The following is a 19,239-nucleotide window of genomic DNA, read 5'->3' on the forward strand; positions in this document are numbered from 1 at the left end:
GATCCTGGTGGCCGCCATGGGACCGCAGGCGCTGCGCGTCACCGGTGAGCTCGCCGACGGGACCCTGCCCTTCCTGATCGGCCCGAAGGCGCTGGCCGAGCACGTCGTCGCGCCGCTCACCACCGCGGCCGAACGGGCCGGCCGCCCCGCGCCGCGGATCACCGTCCTGGTCCCCGGCGTGGTCACCGCCGAGGTCGACGCCGCGCGTGCGGCCGCCACAGCCCAGACGGCGTTCTACGACGACATCCCGTCCTATGCCCGGGTGATCGAGCTGTCCGGCGCGGCGCGGGCGGCGGATCTCGTGGTGATCGGCGACGAGGAGCTGATCGCCGCTCGCGTCGCGGAGTACTTCGCGGCGGGCGCGACGGAGGTGGTCTTCTCGCAGACCGATCTGACCACCCCGCAGGACCAGCGGCGCACCTGGGAGGTACTCGGCGACCTGCGGCGCTCCCGCGTGCGCTGACCTGTACTCCGGGCGCGCCTGCACGCGCACGCCCCTGTTATAACGGTGCTATGAGTCTCGATCCCGCTATCGCCGCCCGTCTGAAGCGCAACGACGCCGGGCTGGTGTCGGCCGTAGCGCAGGAACGCGCCACCGGTGACGTGCTCATGGTCGCGTGGATGGACGACGAAGCGCTGGCGCGCACGCTGGAAACCCGTAAGGCGACCTACTATTCGCGCTCCCGTCAGCAGTACTGGGTCAAAGGCGAGACTTCCGGTCACACCCAGTACGTGCACGAGGTACGGCTCGACTGTGACGGCGACACGATCCTGCTGGTCGTCGATCAGGAGGGCGCGGCCTGCCACACCGGCACCCACACCTGCTTCGACTCGGACGTGCTGTTGGCCGCGCGGTCCTGACCCGCGCCGGGCTAGGCGCCGTTCGGGTGCTGGTCGTCCCGATTCGCCGGGGAGAGTTCGCCGAGCTGGTCGAGCGCGCCGGCGAGCCGCTCGGCCAGCAGCTCGCCGAGCTCGGCGACCTGGGCCTTCTGAGCCTCGTCCAATCCGTCGAAGACCAAGTGCCGCACGGCCGCCAGATAGCCCGGCGCGGCCTCGACGACCTTCAGGTATCCCTCGTCGGTGAGTACGGCGTGCACGCCGCGCCGCCCGGCGGTCGCCGAGCGCTGGGCCCAGCCCATCCGCTCCAGCTTGGACACCACATGCGACAGTCGCGATAGCGATGCATTTGCCTTGTGGGCAAGCTCACTCATCTGCAGTCGGTGCCCCGGTTCCTCCGACAGCAGGGTCAGTACCCAGTACTCGAAATGCGTCACGCCGGACTCACGCTGGAGCTGCGTATCCAAGGCTCCTGGCAGCCGCGTCATCAGCGCTACGATCGAGCGCCAAGCTCGTTGTTCGACCGGGTCGAGCCACTTCGTCACTGTGTGCCTTCTTTCGAGCCAAGTGACGTGGTTTTGTTCGTAGTCCTAGTGATTGTCGAAAAACCTGTGCACAGTCACCCGCGACATCGAGTTTGCCACGACTTCGCTCGGCCGTCATAAAGATGCTGCGTGTGGTGAGTTCACTCACACGCTCGGTGGCGGCGTGTCCTCGGCTTTCGGTGTGTGCGGGTGGGTGCGGCGCCATCTACGCAGCAGCAACAGCGCAACCGTGAGGAGGAACAGCAGCGTGGCGATGACGGCGCCGGTGAGCGCTGCGCCGCGGAAGGCGGGCGCGTCGACATCCAGAATTCGCTCACCCGCGTGAGCGGCGCTGCTGTTGCCGAGCACGATGGTCAGCGTCATCAGGTTGGGAAGCGCGAACAGGATCGCGACTATCGCGGCCGCGCCCGCGAGGAACCTTCCCGCTTGGCGCCGCCAGACCCGGACGGCGAACAACAAGAGGAAAAGCGTGACGGCGGTGCAGATTCCGCCATAGAACAGACCCCAGCCGATGCCTTTGGCGAAGCTGCCCTCCACCGCCGACCCCACCCGCTGCGCCCACCAGCGCGGGATGAACGCGGACAGCAGGAAGTAGAGGACGACGAGGACGGCCAAGAGCGCGGCGCCCCCGATGATCCGTGTACGCCAGACGGCTGCCGTAGGTTTGCGCCCGCCCGGCTGAACCTCGGTCGAAGTCATGCGGCCAGCGTAGGCCGCGCCGTCGCCGGACAGCGGCTGCGCGAACGCGGCGCGTCGCGCCCGCTACCTGGTGCGCAGGTAGTTCAGTGCTTCGTCGGCATGCACCGCGGCGCGCAACTCGCCGGTGATGACCTTGCGGATGGTGCGGTCGGTGTCGATGACGAACGTCTGCCGCTTCACCGGCGCGAGTTTGCCGAGCAGGCCGCGCTTCACGCCGAACTTCGCGGCGACGGCGCCGTCGGCGTCGGAGAGCAGTGGGTAGCCGAGGCGCTGCTTCTCGGCGAATCCCGCCTGCGTGTCGACGTTGTCGGTGCTGATGCCGACACAGGTCGCGCCGACCGCGGCGAATTCGGCGGCGAGGTCACGGAAATGACAGGCCTCGGCCGTGCACACGGGCGTGTTGGCCGCCGGATAGAAGAAGAGGACCAGTGGGCCGTCCGCCAGGAGCTTGTCGAGCGAGCGGAGGGCGCCGGACTGATCGGGAAGCTCGAAATCAGGGGCGAGCTGTCCTTGCTGCATACCCGGGAACACTACCGGGCGCTTGGTCGAATGGGGTATCTCGCTCGGGGTGAGCGGACGAACCCGGTGCTCGTGCCCGTCGATGCGCCGCTGCATCGGGTCGCCACATCGGTGGCCGGGCACGAACCGGTGGTGCGCGGCGCTGCTACGCGCCGATGAGCGCTGCCACCTCAGGGTTCTTGATGGCCATCACGTCGAGGATGCCGTGGGCCCGCAGAAACGGCTTCAGCTCCTTGATGCGGTGACTGTGGACGGCGTACTCGTCGGGAAAACGGTTCTTGTCCAGGGACTCCAGTGCTTTGACGTAGGTGACGAAGGACGCGAGCGCGTTGCCAGGGGCGGCGTGGGGGTGGGCCGGATGGTTCGTGCCCGCTGCCCGCGGAGCGCGCAGGTGCGGGCCACTGTGGCCCGCGACGTGCCGAGGGCCCTCGGGCGCTACCGATTGCGAGGGGTACATCAGTTGTTTCCTCTCGAGATGGATACCGCATGCGACGTGGAACGGGCGCGAGTGTAGTGAGCGCCGCCACACCTCCGGCGGGCGCGTGGGAACCGGACGGTCGACCTGATTTGCCGGGTTTGTCGCGTCCCTCGCCGTGTCACCGGCACCGCTCACCGGTCGATCGGCCCGGCCTGGGATGATGAGTGCATGCCAGGCGCGTCCACTCCCACCACCACGACCCGCGAGCAGTTCCATCATCTGGCCGCGGAGCACCGGGTGGTCCCGGTGACCCGAAAGGTGCTGGCGGACTCCGAGACTCCATTGTCGGCCTACCGCAAACTCGCGGGTGACCGGGCAGGCACCTTCCTGTTCGAGTCCGCGGAGAACGGGCGGTCCTGGTCGCGCTGGTCGTTCATCGGCGCGGGCAGTCCCTCGGCGTTGACCGTCGTCGACGGTGCGGCGGCCTGGCTGGGCAGCATCCCGGTCGACGCGCCCTCCGGCGGCGATCCGCTGGTCGCGCTGCGCGAGACGCTGGAGCTGCTGCGCACCGAGCGCCTGCCCGGGCTGCCGCCGCTGACCGGCGGCATGGTCGGCTACCTCGGCTACGACGCGGTGCGCCGGATAGAGCGGCTGCCCAGCCTGGCGCTGGACGACTTGCAGCTGCCGGAGATGGTCCTGCTGCTGGCCACCGACCTGGCCGCGTTCGACCACCACGAGGGCGCCATCACGCTGATCGCCAACGCGGTCAACTGGAACGGCACCGCCGAGCGCGTCGACGAGGCCTACGACGACGCGGTGGCCCGGCTGGACCGGATGACCGCCGCGCTCGGCGCGCCCGCCGATTCCACCGTCTCGGTGTTCGACCAGCCCGAGCCCCGGTACCGGCGCAAGCGCACCACCGAGGAGTTCGGCGCCGGTGTGCGCCGCCTGGTCAAGGAGATCGAGGCGGGCGAGGCTTTCCAGGTGGTGCTGTCGCAGCGTTTCGAGATGGACTACGGCGGCGCGCCGATCGACCTGTACCGGATGCTGCGCGCGTCCAATCCCAGCCCGTACATGTACCTGCTGCACATCCCGGACGGCGAGGGCGGCACAGCGTTCTCGATCGTCGGCTCCAGCCCGGAATCGCTGGTGACCGTGAAGGACGGTGTGGCGACGACCCACCCGATCGCGGGCACCCGCTGGCGGGGCGGCACCGAGGAGGAGGACCTGCTGCTGGAGAAGGGCCTGCTCGCCGACGAGAAAGAGAACGCCGAGCACCTCATGCTCGTCGACCTCGGCCGCAACGACCTGGGCCGGGTGTGCGAGCCGGGCACCGTGCGGGTCACCGAGTACCGGCACATCGAGCGCTACAGCCACGTCATGCACCTGGTGTCGACGGTGTCGGGCCGGTTGGCGCCCGGCCGGATCGCGCTGGACGCGGTGCGGGCGTGCTTCCCGGCGGGCACCCTGTCCGGCGCGCCCAAGGTGCGCGCGATGGAGTTGATCGAGGAACTCGAACCGACCCGCCGCGGCGTCTACGGCGGCGTCGTCGGATACCTGGACTTCGCCGGTGACGCCGATACCGCCATCGCCATCCGCACCGCGCTGCTGAAGGACGGCACGGCCTACATGCAGGCGGGCGCGGGCGTCGTCGCGGACTCGGATCCGGAGTACGAGGACGTGGAATCGCGCAACAAGGCGATGGCGGTGCTCAAGGCGATCGCGGCGGCCGAAACAATGCGGGCCTACGGCACGGAGCCCGATGCGGCGAACGGCGGACCACTATGACGGCTGCCCACCCAGAAGGCGAACCGGACCCGGCCGAAAGCGTTTCCGGCCGGAAGTACCCCGTCGGCCCGGTCGTGCTGCTCGCCATGGCCGCCGCGGCGCTGTGGGCTTCGTCCCGGATGACCTGGGTGACGGTGTCCTCGTCGGACGGTCTCACCCAGCCGCGCACCGATCACCTGAACGGCGGGGTGTGGTTCGGCGCGCTGACGCCGCTGGCGCTGGTACTGCTCGCCTCGATCGCGGCCGTGCTGGCCACCCGGGGGTGGTTGCGCCGGGTAGTGGGCGTGGTGATCGCGTTGGTCGCGGCAGTGGCAGCGGTGCCCGCGTTCGCGCTGCTGACCGGCTCCGGCAAGACCGCGGAGCGGGCCGCGGCACTCGCCGAACTCCCGGCGCGCGCCCAGGTCGAGACGGCGACCACGTCGGCGTTCCCGGCCGTGCTCGCGCTGCTCGGCGCGATCGCCGCATTCGGCGCGGGCGCGCTGCTGGCGCGCATGCCCGCCGAGGCGGCGCGGCTGTCCGGCAAGTACGACAATCCGGTCTTCCGGCGCGCCGACGCCACAGCGGAGGTCGCCCAGCGGCGCGCGCGGTCCTCGGACGAGCCGTCCTCGCCGCACCTGTCCGAGCGTGTGCTGTGGGACGCGCTGGACGCGGGCACCGACCCGACCGAGGAAGCCGAGGGCGGGCAGCCGCCTCGGGACGATCCGGACCACGACGAGGCGGGCCGACATGGCCGCTGAGCACTTCCCGCGTGGCGGATGTGGCGGTTGCCACCTTGCGCCGAACCCTTCCGCGTGGTTCAACCCCAGCCCCGGCGCGAACGCGCCCGGTAGGTCCATTTATTCTTTGTCAGCATCGGTGAGACAGCGCCTGGGGGGATTCTCAGGTAGCAAGTCCGTCTCCCCAGAAAGGATTCGAGCCAGATGACGGTACTCGACTCGATTCTCGACGGGGTCCGCGCGGATGTGGCCGCTCGGGAAGCCCTTCTCGACTTCCAAGCGGTCAAGGCGGCCGCCGCGGCCGCGCCCGCGCCGCTGGACGCCCGCGCGGCGCTGCTCGAGGACGGCATCGGCGTGATCGCCGAGGTCAAGCGGGCAAGTCCGTCCAAGGGCGAGCTGGCGGACATCCCGGACCCGGCGAGCCTGGCCAAGGCCTACGAAGACGGCGGCGCGCGGATCATCAGCGTGCTCACCGAGGGCCGCCGCTTCAACGGGTCGCTCGATGACCTGGACGCAGTCCGCGCCACGGTGCACATCCCGATCCTGCGCAAGGACTTCGTCGTCGGTCCCTACCAGATCCACGAGGCGCGCGCGCACGGCGCGGACGTCATCCTGCTGATCGTCGCGGCGCTGGAGCAGGACGTGCTGTCCTCCCTGATCGACCGCACCGAGTCGCTGGGGATGACCGCGCTGGTCGAGGTGCACACCGAGGAGGAGGCCGACCGCGCGCTGGAGGCGGGCGCGTCGGTGATCGGTGTGAACGCCCGCAACCTCAAGACGCTCGAAGTCGATCGCGACGTGTTCGCGCGGATCGCTCCCGGACTGCCCACCGAGGTCATCCGGATCGCCGAGTCCGGTATCCGCGGCACCGCCGACCTGCTGGCCTACGCGGGAGCGGGCGCGGACGCCGTCCTCGTCGGCGAAGGACTGGTGACCAGTGGCGACCCGCGTGCGGCGGTCTCCGAGCTGGTGACCGCGGGCACGCACCCGTCCTGCCCGAAGCCCGCGCGGCGGGGCCGGTGACGGGCGTGGCGGCACTACCCAGGGCCAGTGACGGCGTCGCCCAGCGCAGCGGCCACGAGCCGGACGCGGGCGGCCACTTCGGCGTCTACGGCGGCAGGCACGTTCCCGAAGCGCTGATGGCCGTCATCGAGGAGGTCACGGCCGAGTACGAGAAGTCCCGGCTCGACGACTCCTTCCTCAACGAACTCGACCGGCTGCAGCGCGACTACACCGGCCGTCCGTCGCCGGTGTTCGAGTGCATGCGCCTGTCCGAGCACGCGGGCGGCGCCCGCATCCTGCTCAAGCGCGAGGACCTGAACCACACCGGCTCGCACAAGATCAACAATGTGCTCGGCCAGGCGCTGCTCGCCAAACGGATGGGCAAGGCCAGGGTGATCGCCGAGACCGGCGCGGGCCAGCACGGCGTCGCCACCGCGACCGCCTGCGCGCTGCTCGGCCTGGACTGCGTCATCTACATGGGCGCGGTCGACACGGCCCGCCAGGCGTTGAACGTGGCGCGCATGCGCCTGCTCGGCGCCGAGGTGATCTCGGTGACCTCCGGCTCGCAGACGCTCAAGGACGCCATCAACGAGGCGCTGCGCGACTGGGTGACCAACGCCGAGGACACCTACTACTGCTTCGGCACCGCCGCGGGCCCGCACCCGTTCCCGATGCTGGTGCGCGATTTCCAGCGCATCGTCGGCATGGAGGCCCGCGCCCAGGTCCAGGCCTCGACCGGCCGGTTGCCCGACGCGGTCGTCGCCTGCGTCGGCGGCGGGTCCAACGCCATCGGCATCTTCCACGCGTTCCTCGACGACGCCGACGTCCGGCTGATCGGATACGAGGCGGCCGGCGACGGCGTCGACACCGGGCGGCACGCGGCCACGTTCACCGGCGGGACGCCGGGCGCGTTCCAGGGCGCCTACTCCTACCTGCTGCAGGACGAGGACGGCCAGACCATCGAGTCGCATTCCATCTCGGCGGGCCTGGACTACCCGGGTGTCGGCCCCGAGCACGCCTACCTCAAGGACGTCGGCCGTGCCGAGTACCGGCCGATCACCGACACCGAGGCGATGGACGCGCTGCTGCTGCTCAGCCGCACCGAGGGCATCATTCCCGCGATCGAGTCGGCGCACGCGGTGGCGGGCGCGCTGCAACTGGGCAAGGAACTCGGCCCGGACGCGATCATCCTGGTGAACCTCTCCGGCCGGGGCGACAAGGACATGGACACGGCAGCACGGTGGTTCGGGCTGTTCGACACCGAGCCGCAGGAGGCCGACCAGTGAGCCAGCAGTCCCGCCTGGCGAACACCTTCGCCGCCTGTCGCGCCGAGGGCCGCGCGGCGCTGATCGGCTACCTGCCCGCGGGCTACCCCGACCTGGCCGGTTCGATCGCGGTCGTGCGCGCGATGGTCGAAGCCGGATGCGACATCATCGAAGTCGGCGTGGCCTACTCCGATCCCGTGATGGACGGCCCGACCATCCAGGCCGCCGCAGAACAGGCGCTGCGCGGCGGCGTGCGCGTGCGTGACGTGTTCTCCGTGGTCGAGGCGATCACCGCCGCGGGCGGCAAGGCCGTCGTGATGAGCTACTGGAACCCGGTGCTCAGGTACGGCGTCGACAGCTTCGCACGGGATCTGGCCGCCGCGGGCGGCGCGGGCATCATCACCCCGAACCTGATTCCGGAGGAGGCCGACGACTGGTTCGTCGCCTCGTCCACGCACAACCTGGACCGCATCTTCCTGGTCGCGCCGTCGTCCACCGAGGAGCGCCTGGTGAAGACGCTCGAGGCCAGTCGCGGCTTCGTCTACGCGGCCTCCACCATGGGCGTCACCGGTGCGCGGGACGTGGTGTCCTCGGCCGCGCCCGCCCTGTGCGCCCGCATCCGGGCCCACTCCGACATCCCGATCGGTGTCGGCCTCGGTGTCCGCTCGGGCGAGCAGGCCGCCGAGATCGCCTCCTACGCCGACGGGGTCATCGTCGGCTCGGCGCTGGTGAGCGCGGCGGGCCAGGGACTGGACGCGGTGCGGGCACTCACGGCGGAACTCGCCGACGGCGTGCGGTCGGCCACCGTCGCCTCGTAGGAAGTCGCCTCGTAGGAACCCGGTTCGCGGCGCTGCGGACCCACGGCCGCGCCGTCTCGGCGGGTGCTGAACCTCGATCCGTCCGATCCGCATGCTCCGGCGATCCCCCGTGCTCTGCGCGGTCGCGCTCTCCGGGCGCCACCCGAAGATCAGCCCGCCGCGGACGCGCTCGGCGCGGTGGTAGCGGGCCCGGCCACGACGAGGGCGGTGCGGTGGTGGCGGGGCGGTCGGGCATCTCCGCTACGGTGGCCCCGTGACCTTACGAGTCCTCGCAGACAGTGTCCTGGCCGACGGCGGCGTCAGCGGCGCCGTGCTGGCCTACATTCCCAGCCCCGCGCGGGGCGTGTGGCAGCTCGGGCCGTTCCCGCTGCGGGCGTACGCCCTGTGCATCATCGTCGGCATCGTCGTCGCGATCTGGTGGGGCGAGCGGCGCTGGCGCGCTCGCGGCGGGAAGCCCGGCGCGATCCTGGACGTCGCGATGTTCGCGGTGCCGTTCGGTCTGGTCGGCGGCAGGCTCTACCACGTCGCCACCGACTGGCAGAAATACTTCGGCGCGGACGGCAATCCGGTCGACGCGCTGAAGATCTACCAAGGCGGGCTCGGCATCTGGGGCGCGGTGCTGCTGGGCGGCATCGGCGCGTGGATCGGCTGCCGGATATACCGGATCCCGTTGCCCGCCTTGGGTGACGCGGTCGCCCCGCCGATCCTGCTCGCCCAGGCCATCGGCAGGCTCGGCAACTATTTCAACCAGGAACTGTACGGGCGGGAGACCGACCTGCCGTGGGGCCTGGAGATCTACCGGCGGGTGGGCGACGACGGCCGGCTCGACATGATGAACGGTGTCTCCACCGGCGTGGTCGAGAAGGTCGTGCACCCCACCTTCCTGTACGAGCTGCTGTGGAACGTGCTCGTCGTCGTGCTGCTGGTGTACGTGGACAAGCGATTCCGGATCGGCCACGGGCGACTGTTCGCGCTGTACGTCGCCGGTTACTGCTTCGGCCGGTTCTTCGTCGAGCTGATGCGCGCGGACGAGGCGACGAAGATCGCCGGCATCCGGATCAACTCGTTCACCTCCGCGGTCGTGTTCTTGGGCGCGATCGCCTACTTCGTGTTCGCGACGAAGGGCCGCGAGACCCCCGAGCAGTTGCAGCCCGGGGCGAGCCCGCGTCCATGGCCGTGGCAGATCGGCGCGCTGCGTGCCGCGGGTGCGGCATCGGCCGAGAAGCCTTCGGCCGCCGCCGTGTCCGAGACCGGGACCGCGACCGCCGTGCCCGAGAGCGCGGTGTCCGATGCCGAGTCCCGTGCTCCCGAGCCGGGCGGTCGGTCCGAGGACGAGGCCGCCGGGTCCGGCGTCGAGTCCACCGAGACCGCCGCGGAGACGGATTCGGGAAAACCTGCCTCGGACAAGAGCTGATCGTTCGGTGCCTGCCTGGCCCGACCCGTCGCCGCGGACAGCGAATTCTCTTCCACGGCAACGATCGGGCGATCCGCTGCAATAACTACTCGCGGGGCAGAACGCTCCTGGGGCGACAACCCGGTCGATCCCGGTGACAATGACTCGTGATCGTCGCGAGCGGCAGTTCGGCGATCCAGCGAGGCCGGGGGCCGACAAGAGGGTGCCCGCACTAATGAGGAGGACATGAGTGACCGACCCTTACCAGCAGAATCCGGGCGCCGGGGGACCGCAGTACGGCCCGCCCGGCACCGGCCCGGATCTGACCAAGCCGCTGGACGCGCAGAGCCAGCCGCAGTACAGCCCGCCGTCGGACCCCTACGCCCAGCCCCAGTACGGCCAGCCCGTTGACGCCTACGGTCAGCAGCCGGGCGGTTACCCGCCCGCGCCGTACCCGGGCGGCCCCCAGGGCTACAACCCGAACGACCCGGAGGCGCCGTGGGGCCGCGACCCCTTCGGCGTACCGCTGTCGGACAAGCAGAAACTCATCGCGGGCCTGCTGCAGATCTTCCTCGGCGGTTTCGGCGTCGGCCGCTTCTACCTCGGTTACACCGGGCTGGGCATCGCTCAGTTGGCGGTCACGATCGTGACCTGCGGCCTCGGCAGTATCTGGGGTCTCATCGACGGCATCATGATCCTGGTCGGCAAGGTTCCCGACGCGCAAGGCCGCCCGCTGCGCGACTGAACGCGGCGCTATCGACAGAACCCGGAGGCGGGCACGAAACCGTGCCCGCCTCCGGCCGTCTTCGGACGAAAGCACAACTCTTTCGCGCACGATGAACGCGATACTGTCGCTCGCGTGCACCCGGGCGTAGCATGACCGGATTCGCGTGCCGTGTGTGGAGCTCCACGCACCGAAGAGAGGGATTCCGTGCGTCGTAAGCTGTTCGCCGCCGCCATGCTCGCCATCGTCGCCGCCACCGGGCTGAGCGCCTGCGGCGACAGCGACCCGAACGTGCTGAAGGTGGGCACCGAGGGCACTTACGCCCCGTTCAGCTTCCAGGGCTCCGACGGCAAGCTCACCGGCTACGACGTGGAGGTGATCCAGGCGGTCGGCGACAAACTCGGCAAGCGGGTCGAATTCGTGCAGACGCCGTGGGACGCAATTTTCGCGGGCCTGGAGTCCAAGCGCTTCGACCTCGTGGCGAACCAGGTGACCGTGAGCGAGGAGCGCACGGCCGAATACGCGTTGTCCGCGCCCTACACCACCTCGGCGGGCGTGATCGTCACCCGCGACGACAACAGCGCCATCACCGGCCTCGCCGACCTGCGCGGGAAGACCTGCGCGCAGTCGGCCACCAGCAACTGGAGCAAGGTCGCCACCGAGGCGGGCGCGAAGGTCGAGGCCGTCGAGGGCTTCGTGCAGGCCGTCCAGCTGCTGAAGAACGGCCGCGTCGACGCCACCGTCAACGACAATCTCGCGGTCGCCGAATACACCAAGAAGACCGGCGATACCAGCGTGAAGATCGCGGGGCGCACGGGATCGGAGAGCAAGCAGGCGTTCGCCGCGCGCAAGGGCGACGCGCTGATCACCGACGTGGACAACGCGCTGAACCAGCTGCGTGCCGACGGCACCCTGGCGAAGATCTCCGAGAAGTATTTCGGCACCGACGTCAGCCGGTAGCCGGCCTCGTTCATGGACGCCGCCACCCGGGATCTCATCTGGCACAACCTGTGGCCGATGCTGCAGGCCACCGTCACCAAGACCCTGCCGCTCACCGCGATCAGCTTCGCCATCGGCCTGGTCCTCGCGCTGTTCGTCGCGCTGGCCAGGATGTCGGCGGTGTGGCCGCTGTCGGCGGCGGCCCGCTGCTACATCTCGATCATCCGCGGCACACCGCTGCTGGTGCAGTTGTTCATCGTGTTCTACGCGCTGCCGCAGTTCGATATCGTCATCGACCCGTTTCCCGCCGCGGTGATCGCGTTCAGCCTCAATGTCGGTGGGTACGCGGCCGAAGTGGTGCGCGCCGCCATCCTCAGTGTCGCGACCGGCCAGTGGGAGGCGGCGCAGGCGCTCGGCATGTCGTACGCGATGATGCTGCGGTTGATCATCCTGCCGCAGGCCGCGCGGATCGCCGTGCCGCCGCTGTCGAATACGCTGATCTCCCTGGTGAAGGACACTTCGCTGGCCTCGACCATCCTGGTGACCGAACTGCTGCGCGTCGCCCAGCTCGCGGCGGCGCCGACCTTCGATTTCTTCGCTCTCTACGGGGTCGCGGCGCTGTACTACTGGGTGATCTGCCTCATCCTCGGGTTCGGGCAGACCCGGCTGGAAACGAGATTGGCCCGTCATGTCGCCCGATGAGTATCCGTTTGTACCTGCTACGCGGCGTCGTTCATTTTTTTCACCAAGGATTCACCATGGCCACGGCGGGACCTGGGTACCGAGCGGGACTAGGCTCTACCCGTGATGCGACGGACGAAGATTGTGTGCACGCTCGGCCCGGCCACTGCCACCGAGGAACGTATCCGCGAACTCGTCGAGAGCGGTATGGACGTAGCTCGGCTGAACTTCAGTCACGGCGAGCACGCGGACCACGCCGAGAACTACAAGAAGGTGCGTCAGGCTGCCGACCACCTCGGCCGGGCTGTCGGCATTCTCGCCGACCTGCAGGGTCCCAAGATCCGCCTCGGTCGCTTCCTGGAAGGCAAAACCGTCTGGGCGACGGGTGAAGAGGTCCGCATCACCGTCGAGAACATCGACGGAACCCACGACCGCGTGTCCACCACGTACAAGGAACTGGCGCTGGACGCCAAGGCCGGCGACCGGCTGCTGGTGGACGACGGCAAGGTCGGGCTCACCGTGACCCGCGTCGACGGCAACGACGTGGTCTGCCGGGTCACCGAGGGCGGTCCGGTCTCCAACAACAAGGGCGTCTCGCTGCCGGGTATGGACGTGTCGGTCCCCGCGCTGTCGGAGAAGGACATCGAGGACCTGGAATTCGCGCTGAAGCTCGGCGTGGACTTCATCGCGCTGTCGTTCGTGCGGTCCCCGTCCGATGTCGAGCTGGTGCACGACGTGATGGACCGGGTGGGCCGCCGGGTGCCGGTGATCGGCAAGCTGGAGAAGCCGGAGGCGATCGACAACCTGGAGGCCGTGGTCCTGGCCTTCGACGCGGTGATGGTCGCGCGCGGCGATCTCGGCGTCGAGCTCCCGCTCGAGCAGGTGCCGATCGTGCAGAAGCGCGCCATCCAGATGGCTCGCGAGAACGCCAAGCCGGTCATCGTCGCCACGCAGATGCTGGAGTCGATGATCGAGAACTCCCGCCCCACCCGCGCGGAGGCCTCGGACGTGGCGAACGCGGTGCTCGACGGCGCCGACGCGGTGATGCTGTCGGGCGAGACCTCGGTGGGCAGGTACCCGATCGAGACGGTGCGCACGATGGCGCGCATCGTGCACGCGGTGGAGACCGAGTCGACCCGGGTGCCGCCGCTGACCCACGTGCCGCGTACCAAGCGCGGCGTGATCTCCTACGCCGCCCGCGACATCGGCGAGCGGCTCAACGCCAAGGCGCTGGTCGCGTTCACCCAGTCGGGCGACACGGTGCGCCGCCTGGCCCGGCTGCACACACCGCTGCCGTTGCTGGCGTTCACGCCGCTGCCGGAGGTGCGCAGCCAGCTCGCGCTGACCTGGGGTACCGAGACCTTCATCGTGCCGACCGTCGACAGCACCGACGCGATGATCCACCAGGTGGATGTAGCACTTCTGTCGATGGAGCGATACCAGAAGGGTGACCTGGTGGTCATCGTGGCCGGGTCGCCGCCCGGTACCGTCGGGTCCACCAACCTGATCCACGTTCACCGAATCGGTGAGGAGGACCATTAGTGAGTGCTTCCCTGAGCAGCCCCGTCGCGGAGCCGCCCGCGCACCACTCCGACCTGGATGTGCTGCTGGGTCTGCTCGATCTCGAGCAGATGGACGAGGACGTGTTCGTCGGCCAGCACCCGGAGAAGGTGTGGAGCCGGACCTTCGGCGGTCAGCTCGTCTCGCAGGCCATCATCGCGGCGGGCCGGACGGTCGGTGACCGTCCGGTGCACGCGGTCAACGCGCATTTCGTGCGCGGTGGCGACGTGAAGAAGCCGATCGAGTACCGGGTCGACCGTCATCGCGACGGCCGGGCGTTCGCCAACCGCACGGTGACCGCCAGCCAGGACGGCCAGGAGCTGTTCGTGATGCTCGCCGCGTTCCAGGATTGGGGCACGGGGCTCGAGCACGCGCATGCTCAGCCGGACGTGCCGGACCCGGAGACGCTGCCGCGGGTGGAGGAGAGCTTCGAAGGCTTGGAGGACAAGCTGGAGATGTTCGTGAAGGCGCCGCATCCGATCGACATGCGGTACACCAACGACCCGGCGTGGATCCTGAAGGGCACGGGAGAGCGGCTCAACCACAACCGCGTGTGGATGCGCGCGGACGGCGAGCTGCCCGACGATCCGCTGATCCACGTGGCGACGCTGGGCTATTCGTCCGACACCACGGTGCTGGACTCGATCATCACCACCCATGGGCTGTCCTGGGGGCTGGACCGCATCATCGCGGCCACGGTCAACCACTCGATCTGGTTCCACCGCCCGTTCCGTTTCGACGAGTGGGCGCTGTACTGCACCGAGTCACCGGTGGCCGCGGGTTCCCGTGGTCTGGCGACCGGGCGCTTCTACTCCCGCAGCGGCGATCTGCTCGCCACCACGGTGCAAGAGGGACTCATCCGCCACTTCCCCGCGCGGCGCTAGGACTACAGCAGTTCGTGGTGGCGATCGATGTCGAGATCGACGTCGGTGCGTTGTGAGGCGCGGATCGAGACCGGGATACCGCGTCCCGGCTCGGTTCGCGCCAGCCCGGAGATTCGGTGCAGCAGTTGCCGTTCCAGCCCCGCCATGTGGTCGTCGGTCAGTTGATCCGGTGCCCCGACCAGGCTGAGCGCGATCTCGTAGGTGCCGCGGTCGTCCGGGCCACCGCAGGACGGATCGGTGTGGCAGCGGCTCTCGAGAGCCGCGTGGGCCGGGTCGTCGGCGTCGACCGGCAAGGTGAAGCGCCAGGCGAACACGTCACGGTCGGTGAGGTGGTCGTCGACCACCGCGCGCACGGTGTCGACGACGCGTTCGAGGATTTCCGGTGTCACATAAACATGGAGCGAAACATCCGAAATGCGTTTCGGCATGTCTGATTCCTGTCCTGTGTCGAACCAGCAACGGCGGAGGGTGTTGTCCGGCGGGAGTTTAGTGCGTCCGGGACGGAAATGGACATAGCCGGGTGGTAACAGGTTGACGCGTGACGTGTCGAAGCGCGTCACACCGTGCGGTTGTCCGCGGTCGCGCCGACGATCACCGGGTGCGTTGGGCGGCGAGGAAGGTCGCCAGCGGTGCGGGCGCGCCGCCGGGACGGATCACCAGTCCGCGGCGCTCGTCGTGGGGCCAGCGTGGCTGCTCGTGCGGGGCGAGCGCCAGCAGCAGCGGCACCAGTGCCCCGGCGATCCGATCGCCGACCTCACAGAAAGCCTGGGCGGACAACCCGACCGGGTCGGCGATGTTCTCCCGGCCGACCAGCGACAGATCATTGCGCGCCCGGTGCAATTCGGCGACCGTGCGCGCACCGGTGACATGGGCGATGCGGCTGGCCTCCAGCAGCGTGAAGGTGCGCGGGCCCGCACCGAAGGCCAGATCGATCACCTGATCGCGAATCTGCTCGGTCATCGTGAGGACCAGGTCGGCCTTGTCGATCATTTCCGGCTTCAGGCGACGGGCCCGGAAGTTGCCCGGGTCGGCGCCGAGCCCCGCGATGGTCTGCGCGGCGAGCGGCTCGACCGGAAATCCGACCAGCGCACGGGTTCCCGCGCTCTCGGCGGTGAGGTAGGGGAGATCGTATTCGACCGCGAGGGCGCGCGTGAGCCGCTCGGCGATCACCGAACGGCAAACGTTGCCGTTGCAGACGAACAGGACGTGCATACAGAACACGATAAGGGGCACGAAGGCTACCAGACGGTCCCAAGTCGTTAGTCCCACATGTGGGAACAACATATTCATCTGCTCGTAGCGCGCCGTACACGAAGCGCGCCGCTTTCGGCCCCTGGCCTGCGACGTACGTCACTCCGCGGAGTGGTGCTGTGGGATTCTCCTGCGTGCAGTACCCCGGAGCGCACACATCCAAAGCTGCTCTGTGATTACTCCGAGATATGACGCGTGCGCAGACTACCCGGATTCACCGCCGTAGTAAAAGGATTCGCTCGAGACGGGTTCGACGATGGCCCGTCTGCCCTGGACCCGGCCGCAGACCCAGGTCCCGGTGACCGCGCGAGGCGACGGCAGGCGCGAACCGCGCAAGCCCGGTGGGCGGACCCATGTCGTCGTCCATGGCGTCGATGCCGCCACAGGCGAAGTAGGCATCCTCCCGGAACCCGGTGCCGCCGGAGCCGCGCAGGAACTCCTGCCACCAGCCCCGGTGCGGCGCGGTCCGGATCCAAGCTTCGAGGCCCGTCCTAACAAGCGACCCACATCAGTGGAGTTCGGGAGACGAAGCCCGTCGAGCCTCGGCCGGGCTTGTGCCTCATGAGTGCCTCGGCGATCGCTCGGTAGCAACGCGCCGTTCTCACTCAACACAACTACGCAAGCCGGGGTGGGGCGAAGCCAGGCCGAACGTCGCCCCGGACCGCACTCCCACGAGCGCCCGACGAGCGCTAAGTCACAACGCACTGTTCCGATTCCAACGCAACCACGCACATGGGGGGTTCGGGGGCGAAGCCCCGCCGAGCGGGGCCTGGGGGTTGCACCCCCAGAAGAAACGACGAGCGCCCCCCGCGAGCGCTCTCCGCGAGCAGGGGACACCCAAAAGCGAGTGCCGAGTGTGGGACTCGAACCCACACGTCCTTTCGGACAACGGTTTTTGAGACCGTCGCGTCTGCCAGTTCCGCCAACCCGGCGCACCGGATGGCAACTATAGCGGGTCGGGTGGCGTGGAAGCGAATGGGTTGGGGGTTGCGGCGCGATCGCACGGTTTGCGCAGGGTATATGCGTTCTATGCCGAAGTGAAAGGTACTCTTTACATCACTCGACAGCCCGATGGTCGGCCCGCGGTCGCCCGGTGCGATCGCGGACATTCCTTCGGTTTGGTCGGGTACAGGGCATCGGAACCAGAGGGGTCTACCTATGAGCACAGCAGCTGGGGGCGCCGGCACCAAACGGGACGCCGGGGCGAAGCGGGTCGTCGTCGCCGAAGACGAAGCGCTCATTCGCATGGATCTGGTCGAGATGCTGACCGAAGAGGGCTATCAGGTGGTCGGCGAGGCGGGTGATGGTCAGCAGGCGGTGGATCTCGCGGTCGAGCACCGGCCGGACCTGGTCATCATGGATGTGAAGATGCCGCGCCGCGACGGCATCGATGCCGCGGCCGAGATCGCGTCGAAACGTGTTGCGCCCGTGGTTATCTTGACCGCGTTCAGTCAGCGTGACCTGGTGGAGCGGGCGCGCGACGCCGGTGCGATGGCCTATCTGGTGAAGCCGTTCACGAAATCGGATCTGGTGCCCGCCATCGAATTGGCGGCCAGCCGGTTCCATGAGATCACCGCGCTGGAGAGCGAGGTCGCGAATCTCGCCGACCGGCTCGAGACGCGCAAGCTGGTCGAGCGCGCCAAGGGTGTTCTGATGCAGACCCAGGGTCTTTCCGAGCCGCAGGCGTTCAAGTGGATTCAGCGCACCGCAATGGATCGCCGCACCACGATGAAGGCGGTCGCGGAGGTCGTGTTGGAGAACCTGACGCCGAAGTGACCGCGGCAGCGGGAGAATTTACGCGGACGAAACGTCATCGTGAACAAGAATTCGAAACGATGTCGCGCGCATGATCCGAATGTGATGCGGAACTAACGTACCGACGCTATGTTCTGACCGGGCTGACATGGTCGGCCTCCTCGGCGACCCCGGGGGAGCACAGAACTTAGATGAGGTGAAACGTGCTTAGTTCGACATGGCGCAGTCGCTCGGCGCTCGGTGTCCTGGCCGTCGGCGCCGCCGCCGCGCTGGTACTGACCGGTTGTAGTGACAAATCCACCGGCAGCGGTTCGGATTCCTCGGGCACCAACGGCGGGGGTGGCCTGTCCATCCAGCCGGTTCTGCAGGTCGACCAGCAGGGCAAGGAGGTGCCGAAGGCCGACGCGGCCGCGGCTGCCGATCCCGCGGGCGACGGCAAGGCGACCTGCGCGCCGGGTACGGCAGTCGCGATGGCCGGCGCGCTGACGGGTCCGGACGCAGCGCTCGGCATCAACATCGTCAACGGCGTCAAGCTCGCCCTCGACAAGCACAACAAGGCCAACCCCGGCTGCAAGATCGAGCTCAAGCAGTTCGACACCGAGGGCGACCCGCAGAAGGCCACCCAGGTGATCCCGCAGATCGTCAACGACCGGTCGATCATCGGCCTGGTCGGTCCCGCGTTCTCCGGGGAGACGAAGGCGACCGGCAAGATCCTCAGCGACGCCGGGCTGGTCTCGGTCACCTCGTCGGCGACCAACGCGACGCTGACCCAGAACGGCTGGACGACCTTCTTCCGCGGTCTGGCCAACGATGACGTGCAGGGTCCCTCGGTGGCGAAGTACCTGGTCAACACCGCGGGCTATAAGAAGGTCTGCGTCATCCAGGACAACACCGACTACGGCACCGGCCTGGCGAAGTCGATCACCGAGGGGCTCGGCGCGGCCGCCGACCCGGCCTGCGCGGCCAGCATCAAGAAGGGCGACAAGGACTTCTCCGCGACGGTCACCAAGGTGGCGGCCGCGAACCCGGACGCGATCTTCTACTCCGGGTACTACTCCGAGGGCGCGCCGCTGGCCCAGCAGTTGAAGTCCGGCGGCGTGAAGGCGGTCTTCGTCTCCGCCGACGGCACCAACGACCCGCAGTTCGTCGCCCAGGCAGGCAGCGCCGCCAAGGGCGCGAAGCTGTCGTGCCCGTGCGGTCCCGCCCCGGAGAACTTCGCCAAGGACTACGAGGCGCTCAACGGTCAGACGCCGGGCGTCTACTCGGTCGAGGCCTACGACCTCACCACGATTCTGGCCAAGGGCATCGACGGCGGTAAGGTCACCCGCCCGGACCTGCTCGACTATGTGCGGACGTACGACGGTGCCGGCCTCGCGCGTCAGTACAAGTGGAACCCGAACGGTGAACTGTCGAACGCACTGATCTGGGTGTACGAGGTCAAGTAG

At 68.8% G+C, this 19,239-nt stretch carries 21 protein-coding genes and 1 tRNA gene; 15 read left to right on the top strand and 7 right to left on the bottom strand.

The window, feature by feature from the left end:
* A partial coding sequence (locus ON19_RS10430; RefSeq protein WP_043689556.1) for an LLM class flavin-dependent oxidoreductase occupies positions 1 to 463 on the top strand: 463 nt, incomplete at its 5' end.
* A gap of 50 nt (positions 464 to 513) precedes the next feature.
* Positions 514 to 861, top strand: coding sequence for a phosphoribosyl-AMP cyclohydrolase (gene hisI / locus ON19_RS10435; protein ID WP_040777184.1), 348 nt, complete (start codon positions 514 to 516; stop codon positions 859 to 861).
* 11 nt (positions 862 to 872) lie between these two features.
* On the opposite strand, the gene ON19_RS10440 is transcribed toward hisI, so the two are convergent.
* The 4 genes from ON19_RS10440 to ON19_RS10455 all read right to left on the bottom strand — a co-directional run bounded on the left by ON19_RS10440 (position 873) and on the right by ON19_RS10455 (position 3,057).
* The gene (locus ON19_RS10440) at positions 873 to 1,325 is read right to left on the bottom strand and encodes a MarR family winged helix-turn-helix transcriptional regulator (protein WP_083899278.1); all 453 of its coding nucleotides are present in this window, start codon (positions 1,323 to 1,325) and stop codon (positions 873 to 875) included.
* Positions 1,326 to 1,526: 201 nt separating this feature from the next.
* A complete protein-coding gene (locus ON19_RS10445; protein ID WP_043689558.1) occupies positions 1,527 to 2,081 on the bottom strand; it encodes a hypothetical protein in 555 nt (184 codons plus the stop codon).
* Between the two features lie 63 nt (positions 2,082 to 2,144).
* The gene (locus ON19_RS10450; RefSeq protein WP_043689655.1) at positions 2,145 to 2,600 is read right to left on the bottom strand and encodes a peroxiredoxin; all 456 of its coding nucleotides are present in this window, start codon (positions 2,598 to 2,600) and stop codon (positions 2,145 to 2,147) included.
* A gap of 145 nt (positions 2,601 to 2,745) precedes the next feature.
* Complete coding sequence (locus tag ON19_RS10455; RefSeq protein WP_043689560.1) at positions 2,746 to 3,057, bottom strand: hypothetical protein; 312 nt, start codon at positions 3,055 to 3,057, stop codon at positions 2,746 to 2,748.
* A 189-nt stretch (positions 3,058 to 3,246) separates the two neighbouring features.
* On the opposite strand from ON19_RS10455, the gene ON19_RS10460 reads away from it, so the two are divergent.
* The 11 genes from ON19_RS10460 to ON19_RS10510 all read left to right on the top strand — a co-directional run bounded on the left by ON19_RS10460 (position 3,247) and on the right by ON19_RS10510 (position 14,788).
* Complete coding sequence (locus ON19_RS10460; protein WP_043689562.1) at positions 3,247 to 4,806, top strand: anthranilate synthase component I; 1,560 nt, start codon at positions 3,247 to 3,249, stop codon at positions 4,804 to 4,806.
* Positions 4,803 to 5,543, top strand: coding sequence for a TIGR02234 family membrane protein (locus ON19_RS10465; protein WP_051168715.1), 741 nt, complete (start codon positions 4,803 to 4,805; stop codon positions 5,541 to 5,543). Before ON19_RS10460 ends, ON19_RS10465 begins: the two co-directional genes overlap by 4 nt.
* Positions 5,544 to 5,726: 183 nt before the next feature.
* Positions 5,727 to 6,545 carry an indole-3-glycerol phosphate synthase TrpC gene (trpC, locus tag ON19_RS10470; RefSeq protein WP_043689564.1) on the top strand — a complete coding sequence of 273 codons (819 nt, stop codon included), beginning with the start codon at positions 5,727 to 5,729 and terminating at the stop codon, positions 6,543 to 6,545.
* Positions 6,542 to 7,810 (top strand): tryptophan synthase subunit beta, encoded by a 1,269-nt coding sequence (gene trpB / locus ON19_RS10475; RefSeq protein ID WP_043689565.1) that lies wholly within the window; start codon positions 6,542 to 6,544, stop codon positions 7,808 to 7,810. The genes trpC and trpB overlap by 4 nt, the downstream gene beginning before the upstream one ends.
* The gene (gene trpA / locus ON19_RS10480) at positions 7,807 to 8,607 is read left to right on the top strand and encodes a tryptophan synthase subunit alpha (protein WP_043689567.1); all 801 of its coding nucleotides are present in this window, start codon (positions 7,807 to 7,809) and stop codon (positions 8,605 to 8,607) included. The genes trpB and trpA overlap by 4 nt, the downstream gene beginning before the upstream one ends.
* 253 nt (positions 8,608 to 8,860) lie before the next feature.
* Positions 8,861 to 10,021: a prolipoprotein diacylglyceryl transferase gene (lgt, locus tag ON19_RS10485; RefSeq protein WP_227954914.1), complete on the top strand. Its 1,161-nt coding sequence runs from the start codon at positions 8,861 to 8,863 to the stop codon at positions 10,019 to 10,021.
* A 229-nt stretch (positions 10,022 to 10,250) separates the two neighbouring features.
* Positions 10,251 to 10,745, top strand: a complete 495-nt coding sequence (locus ON19_RS10490) for a TM2 domain-containing protein (RefSeq protein WP_043689568.1) — start codon at positions 10,251 to 10,253, stop codon at positions 10,743 to 10,745.
* Between the two features lie 213 nt (positions 10,746 to 10,958).
* Positions 10,959 to 11,684, top strand: coding sequence for an amino acid ABC transporter substrate-binding protein (locus ON19_RS10495; protein WP_043689663.1), 726 nt, complete (start codon positions 10,959 to 10,961; stop codon positions 11,682 to 11,684).
* Between the two features lie 12 nt (positions 11,685 to 11,696).
* The gene (locus ON19_RS10500) at positions 11,697 to 12,365 is read left to right on the top strand and encodes an amino acid ABC transporter permease (RefSeq protein WP_043689570.1); all 669 of its coding nucleotides are present in this window, start codon (positions 11,697 to 11,699) and stop codon (positions 12,363 to 12,365) included.
* A gap of 102 nt (positions 12,366 to 12,467) precedes the next feature.
* Positions 12,468 to 13,886 (top strand): pyruvate kinase, encoded by a 1,419-nt coding sequence (pyk, locus tag ON19_RS10505; protein ID WP_086006622.1) that lies wholly within the window; start codon positions 12,468 to 12,470, stop codon positions 13,884 to 13,886.
* An 89-nt stretch (positions 13,887 to 13,975) separates the two neighbouring features.
* Entirely contained in the window at positions 13,976 to 14,788 is an 813-nt protein-coding gene (locus ON19_RS10510) for an acyl-CoA thioesterase (protein WP_227955050.1), read from the top strand.
* Between the two features lie 2 nt (positions 14,789 to 14,790).
* On the opposite strand, the gene ON19_RS10515 is transcribed toward ON19_RS10510, so the two are convergent.
* The 3 genes from ON19_RS10515 to ON19_RS10525 form a co-directional block, all read right to left on the bottom strand.
* On the bottom strand, positions 14,791 to 15,177 hold the full coding sequence (locus tag ON19_RS10515; RefSeq protein ID WP_227954913.1) for a hypothetical protein: 387 nt from the start codon (positions 15,175 to 15,177) through the stop codon (positions 14,791 to 14,793).
* A 202-nt stretch (positions 15,178 to 15,379) separates the two neighbouring features.
* Positions 15,380 to 16,000, bottom strand: coding sequence for an arsenate reductase/protein-tyrosine-phosphatase family protein (locus tag ON19_RS10520; RefSeq protein WP_043689574.1), 621 nt, complete (start codon positions 15,998 to 16,000; stop codon positions 15,380 to 15,382).
* 887 nt (positions 16,001 to 16,887) lie between these two features.
* Positions 16,888 to 16,971, bottom strand: a tRNA-Leu gene (locus ON19_RS10525).
* 226 nt (positions 16,972 to 17,197) lie between these two features.
* On the opposite strand from ON19_RS10525, the gene ON19_RS10530 reads away from it, so the two are divergent.
* Entirely contained in the window at positions 17,198 to 17,815 is a 618-nt protein-coding gene (locus tag ON19_RS10530) for an ANTAR domain-containing response regulator (RefSeq protein WP_040777220.1), read from the top strand.
* A 182-nt stretch (positions 17,816 to 17,997) separates the two neighbouring features.
* Positions 17,998 to 19,239, top strand: coding sequence for a branched-chain amino acid ABC transporter substrate-binding protein (locus ON19_RS10535; protein ID WP_372478701.1), 1,242 nt, complete (start codon positions 17,998 to 18,000; stop codon positions 19,237 to 19,239).

Source organism: Nocardia abscessus NBRC 100374, assembly GCF_000308455.1.
In the GTDB taxonomy this organism is placed as follows: domain Bacteria; phylum Actinomycetota; class Actinomycetes; order Mycobacteriales; family Mycobacteriaceae; genus Nocardia; species Nocardia abscessus.

Bases quoted from the DNA above. Each gene is read 5' to 3' on its own strand.
- ON19_RS10450 (WP_043689655.1), bottom strand. From the start codon at position 2,600: ATGCAGCAAGGACAGCTCGCCCCTGATTTCGAGCTTCCCGATCAGTCC.
- ON19_RS10460 (WP_043689562.1), top strand. From the start codon at position 3,247: ATGCCAGGCGCGTCCACTCCCACCACCACGACCCGCGAGCAGTTCCAT.
- trpC (WP_043689564.1), top strand. From the start codon at position 5,727: ATGACGGTACTCGACTCGATTCTCGACGGGGTCCGCGCGGATGTGGCC.
- ON19_RS10465 (WP_051168715.1), top strand. From the start codon at position 4,803: ATGACGGCTGCCCACCCAGAAGGCGAACCGGACCCGGCCGAAAGCGTT.
- ON19_RS10455 (WP_043689560.1), bottom strand. From the start codon at position 3,057: ATGTACCCCTCGCAATCGGTAGCGCCCGAGGGCCCTCGGCACGTCGCG.
- ON19_RS10440 (WP_083899278.1), bottom strand. From the start codon at position 1,325: ATGACGCGGCTGCCAGGAGCCTTGGATACGCAGCTCCAGCGTGAGTCC.
- ON19_RS10510 (WP_227955050.1), top strand. From the start codon at position 13,976: ATGGACGAGGACGTGTTCGTCGGCCAGCACCCGGAGAAGGTGTGGAGC.
- ON19_RS10445 (WP_043689558.1), bottom strand. From the start codon at position 2,081: ATGACTTCGACCGAGGTTCAGCCGGGCGGGCGCAAACCTACGGCAGCC.
- ON19_RS10530 (WP_040777220.1), top strand. From the start codon at position 17,198: ATGAGCACAGCAGCTGGGGGCGCCGGCACCAAACGGGACGCCGGGGCG.
- ON19_RS10495 (WP_043689663.1), top strand. From the start codon at position 10,959: ATGCTCGCCATCGTCGCCGCCACCGGGCTGAGCGCCTGCGGCGACAGC.
- ON19_RS10520 (WP_043689574.1), bottom strand. From the start codon at position 16,000: ATGCACGTCCTGTTCGTCTGCAACGGCAACGTTTGCCGTTCGGTGATC.
- ON19_RS10500 (WP_043689570.1), top strand. From the start codon at position 11,697: ATGGACGCCGCCACCCGGGATCTCATCTGGCACAACCTGTGGCCGATG.
- hisI (WP_040777184.1), top strand. From the start codon at position 514: ATGAGTCTCGATCCCGCTATCGCCGCCCGTCTGAAGCGCAACGACGCC.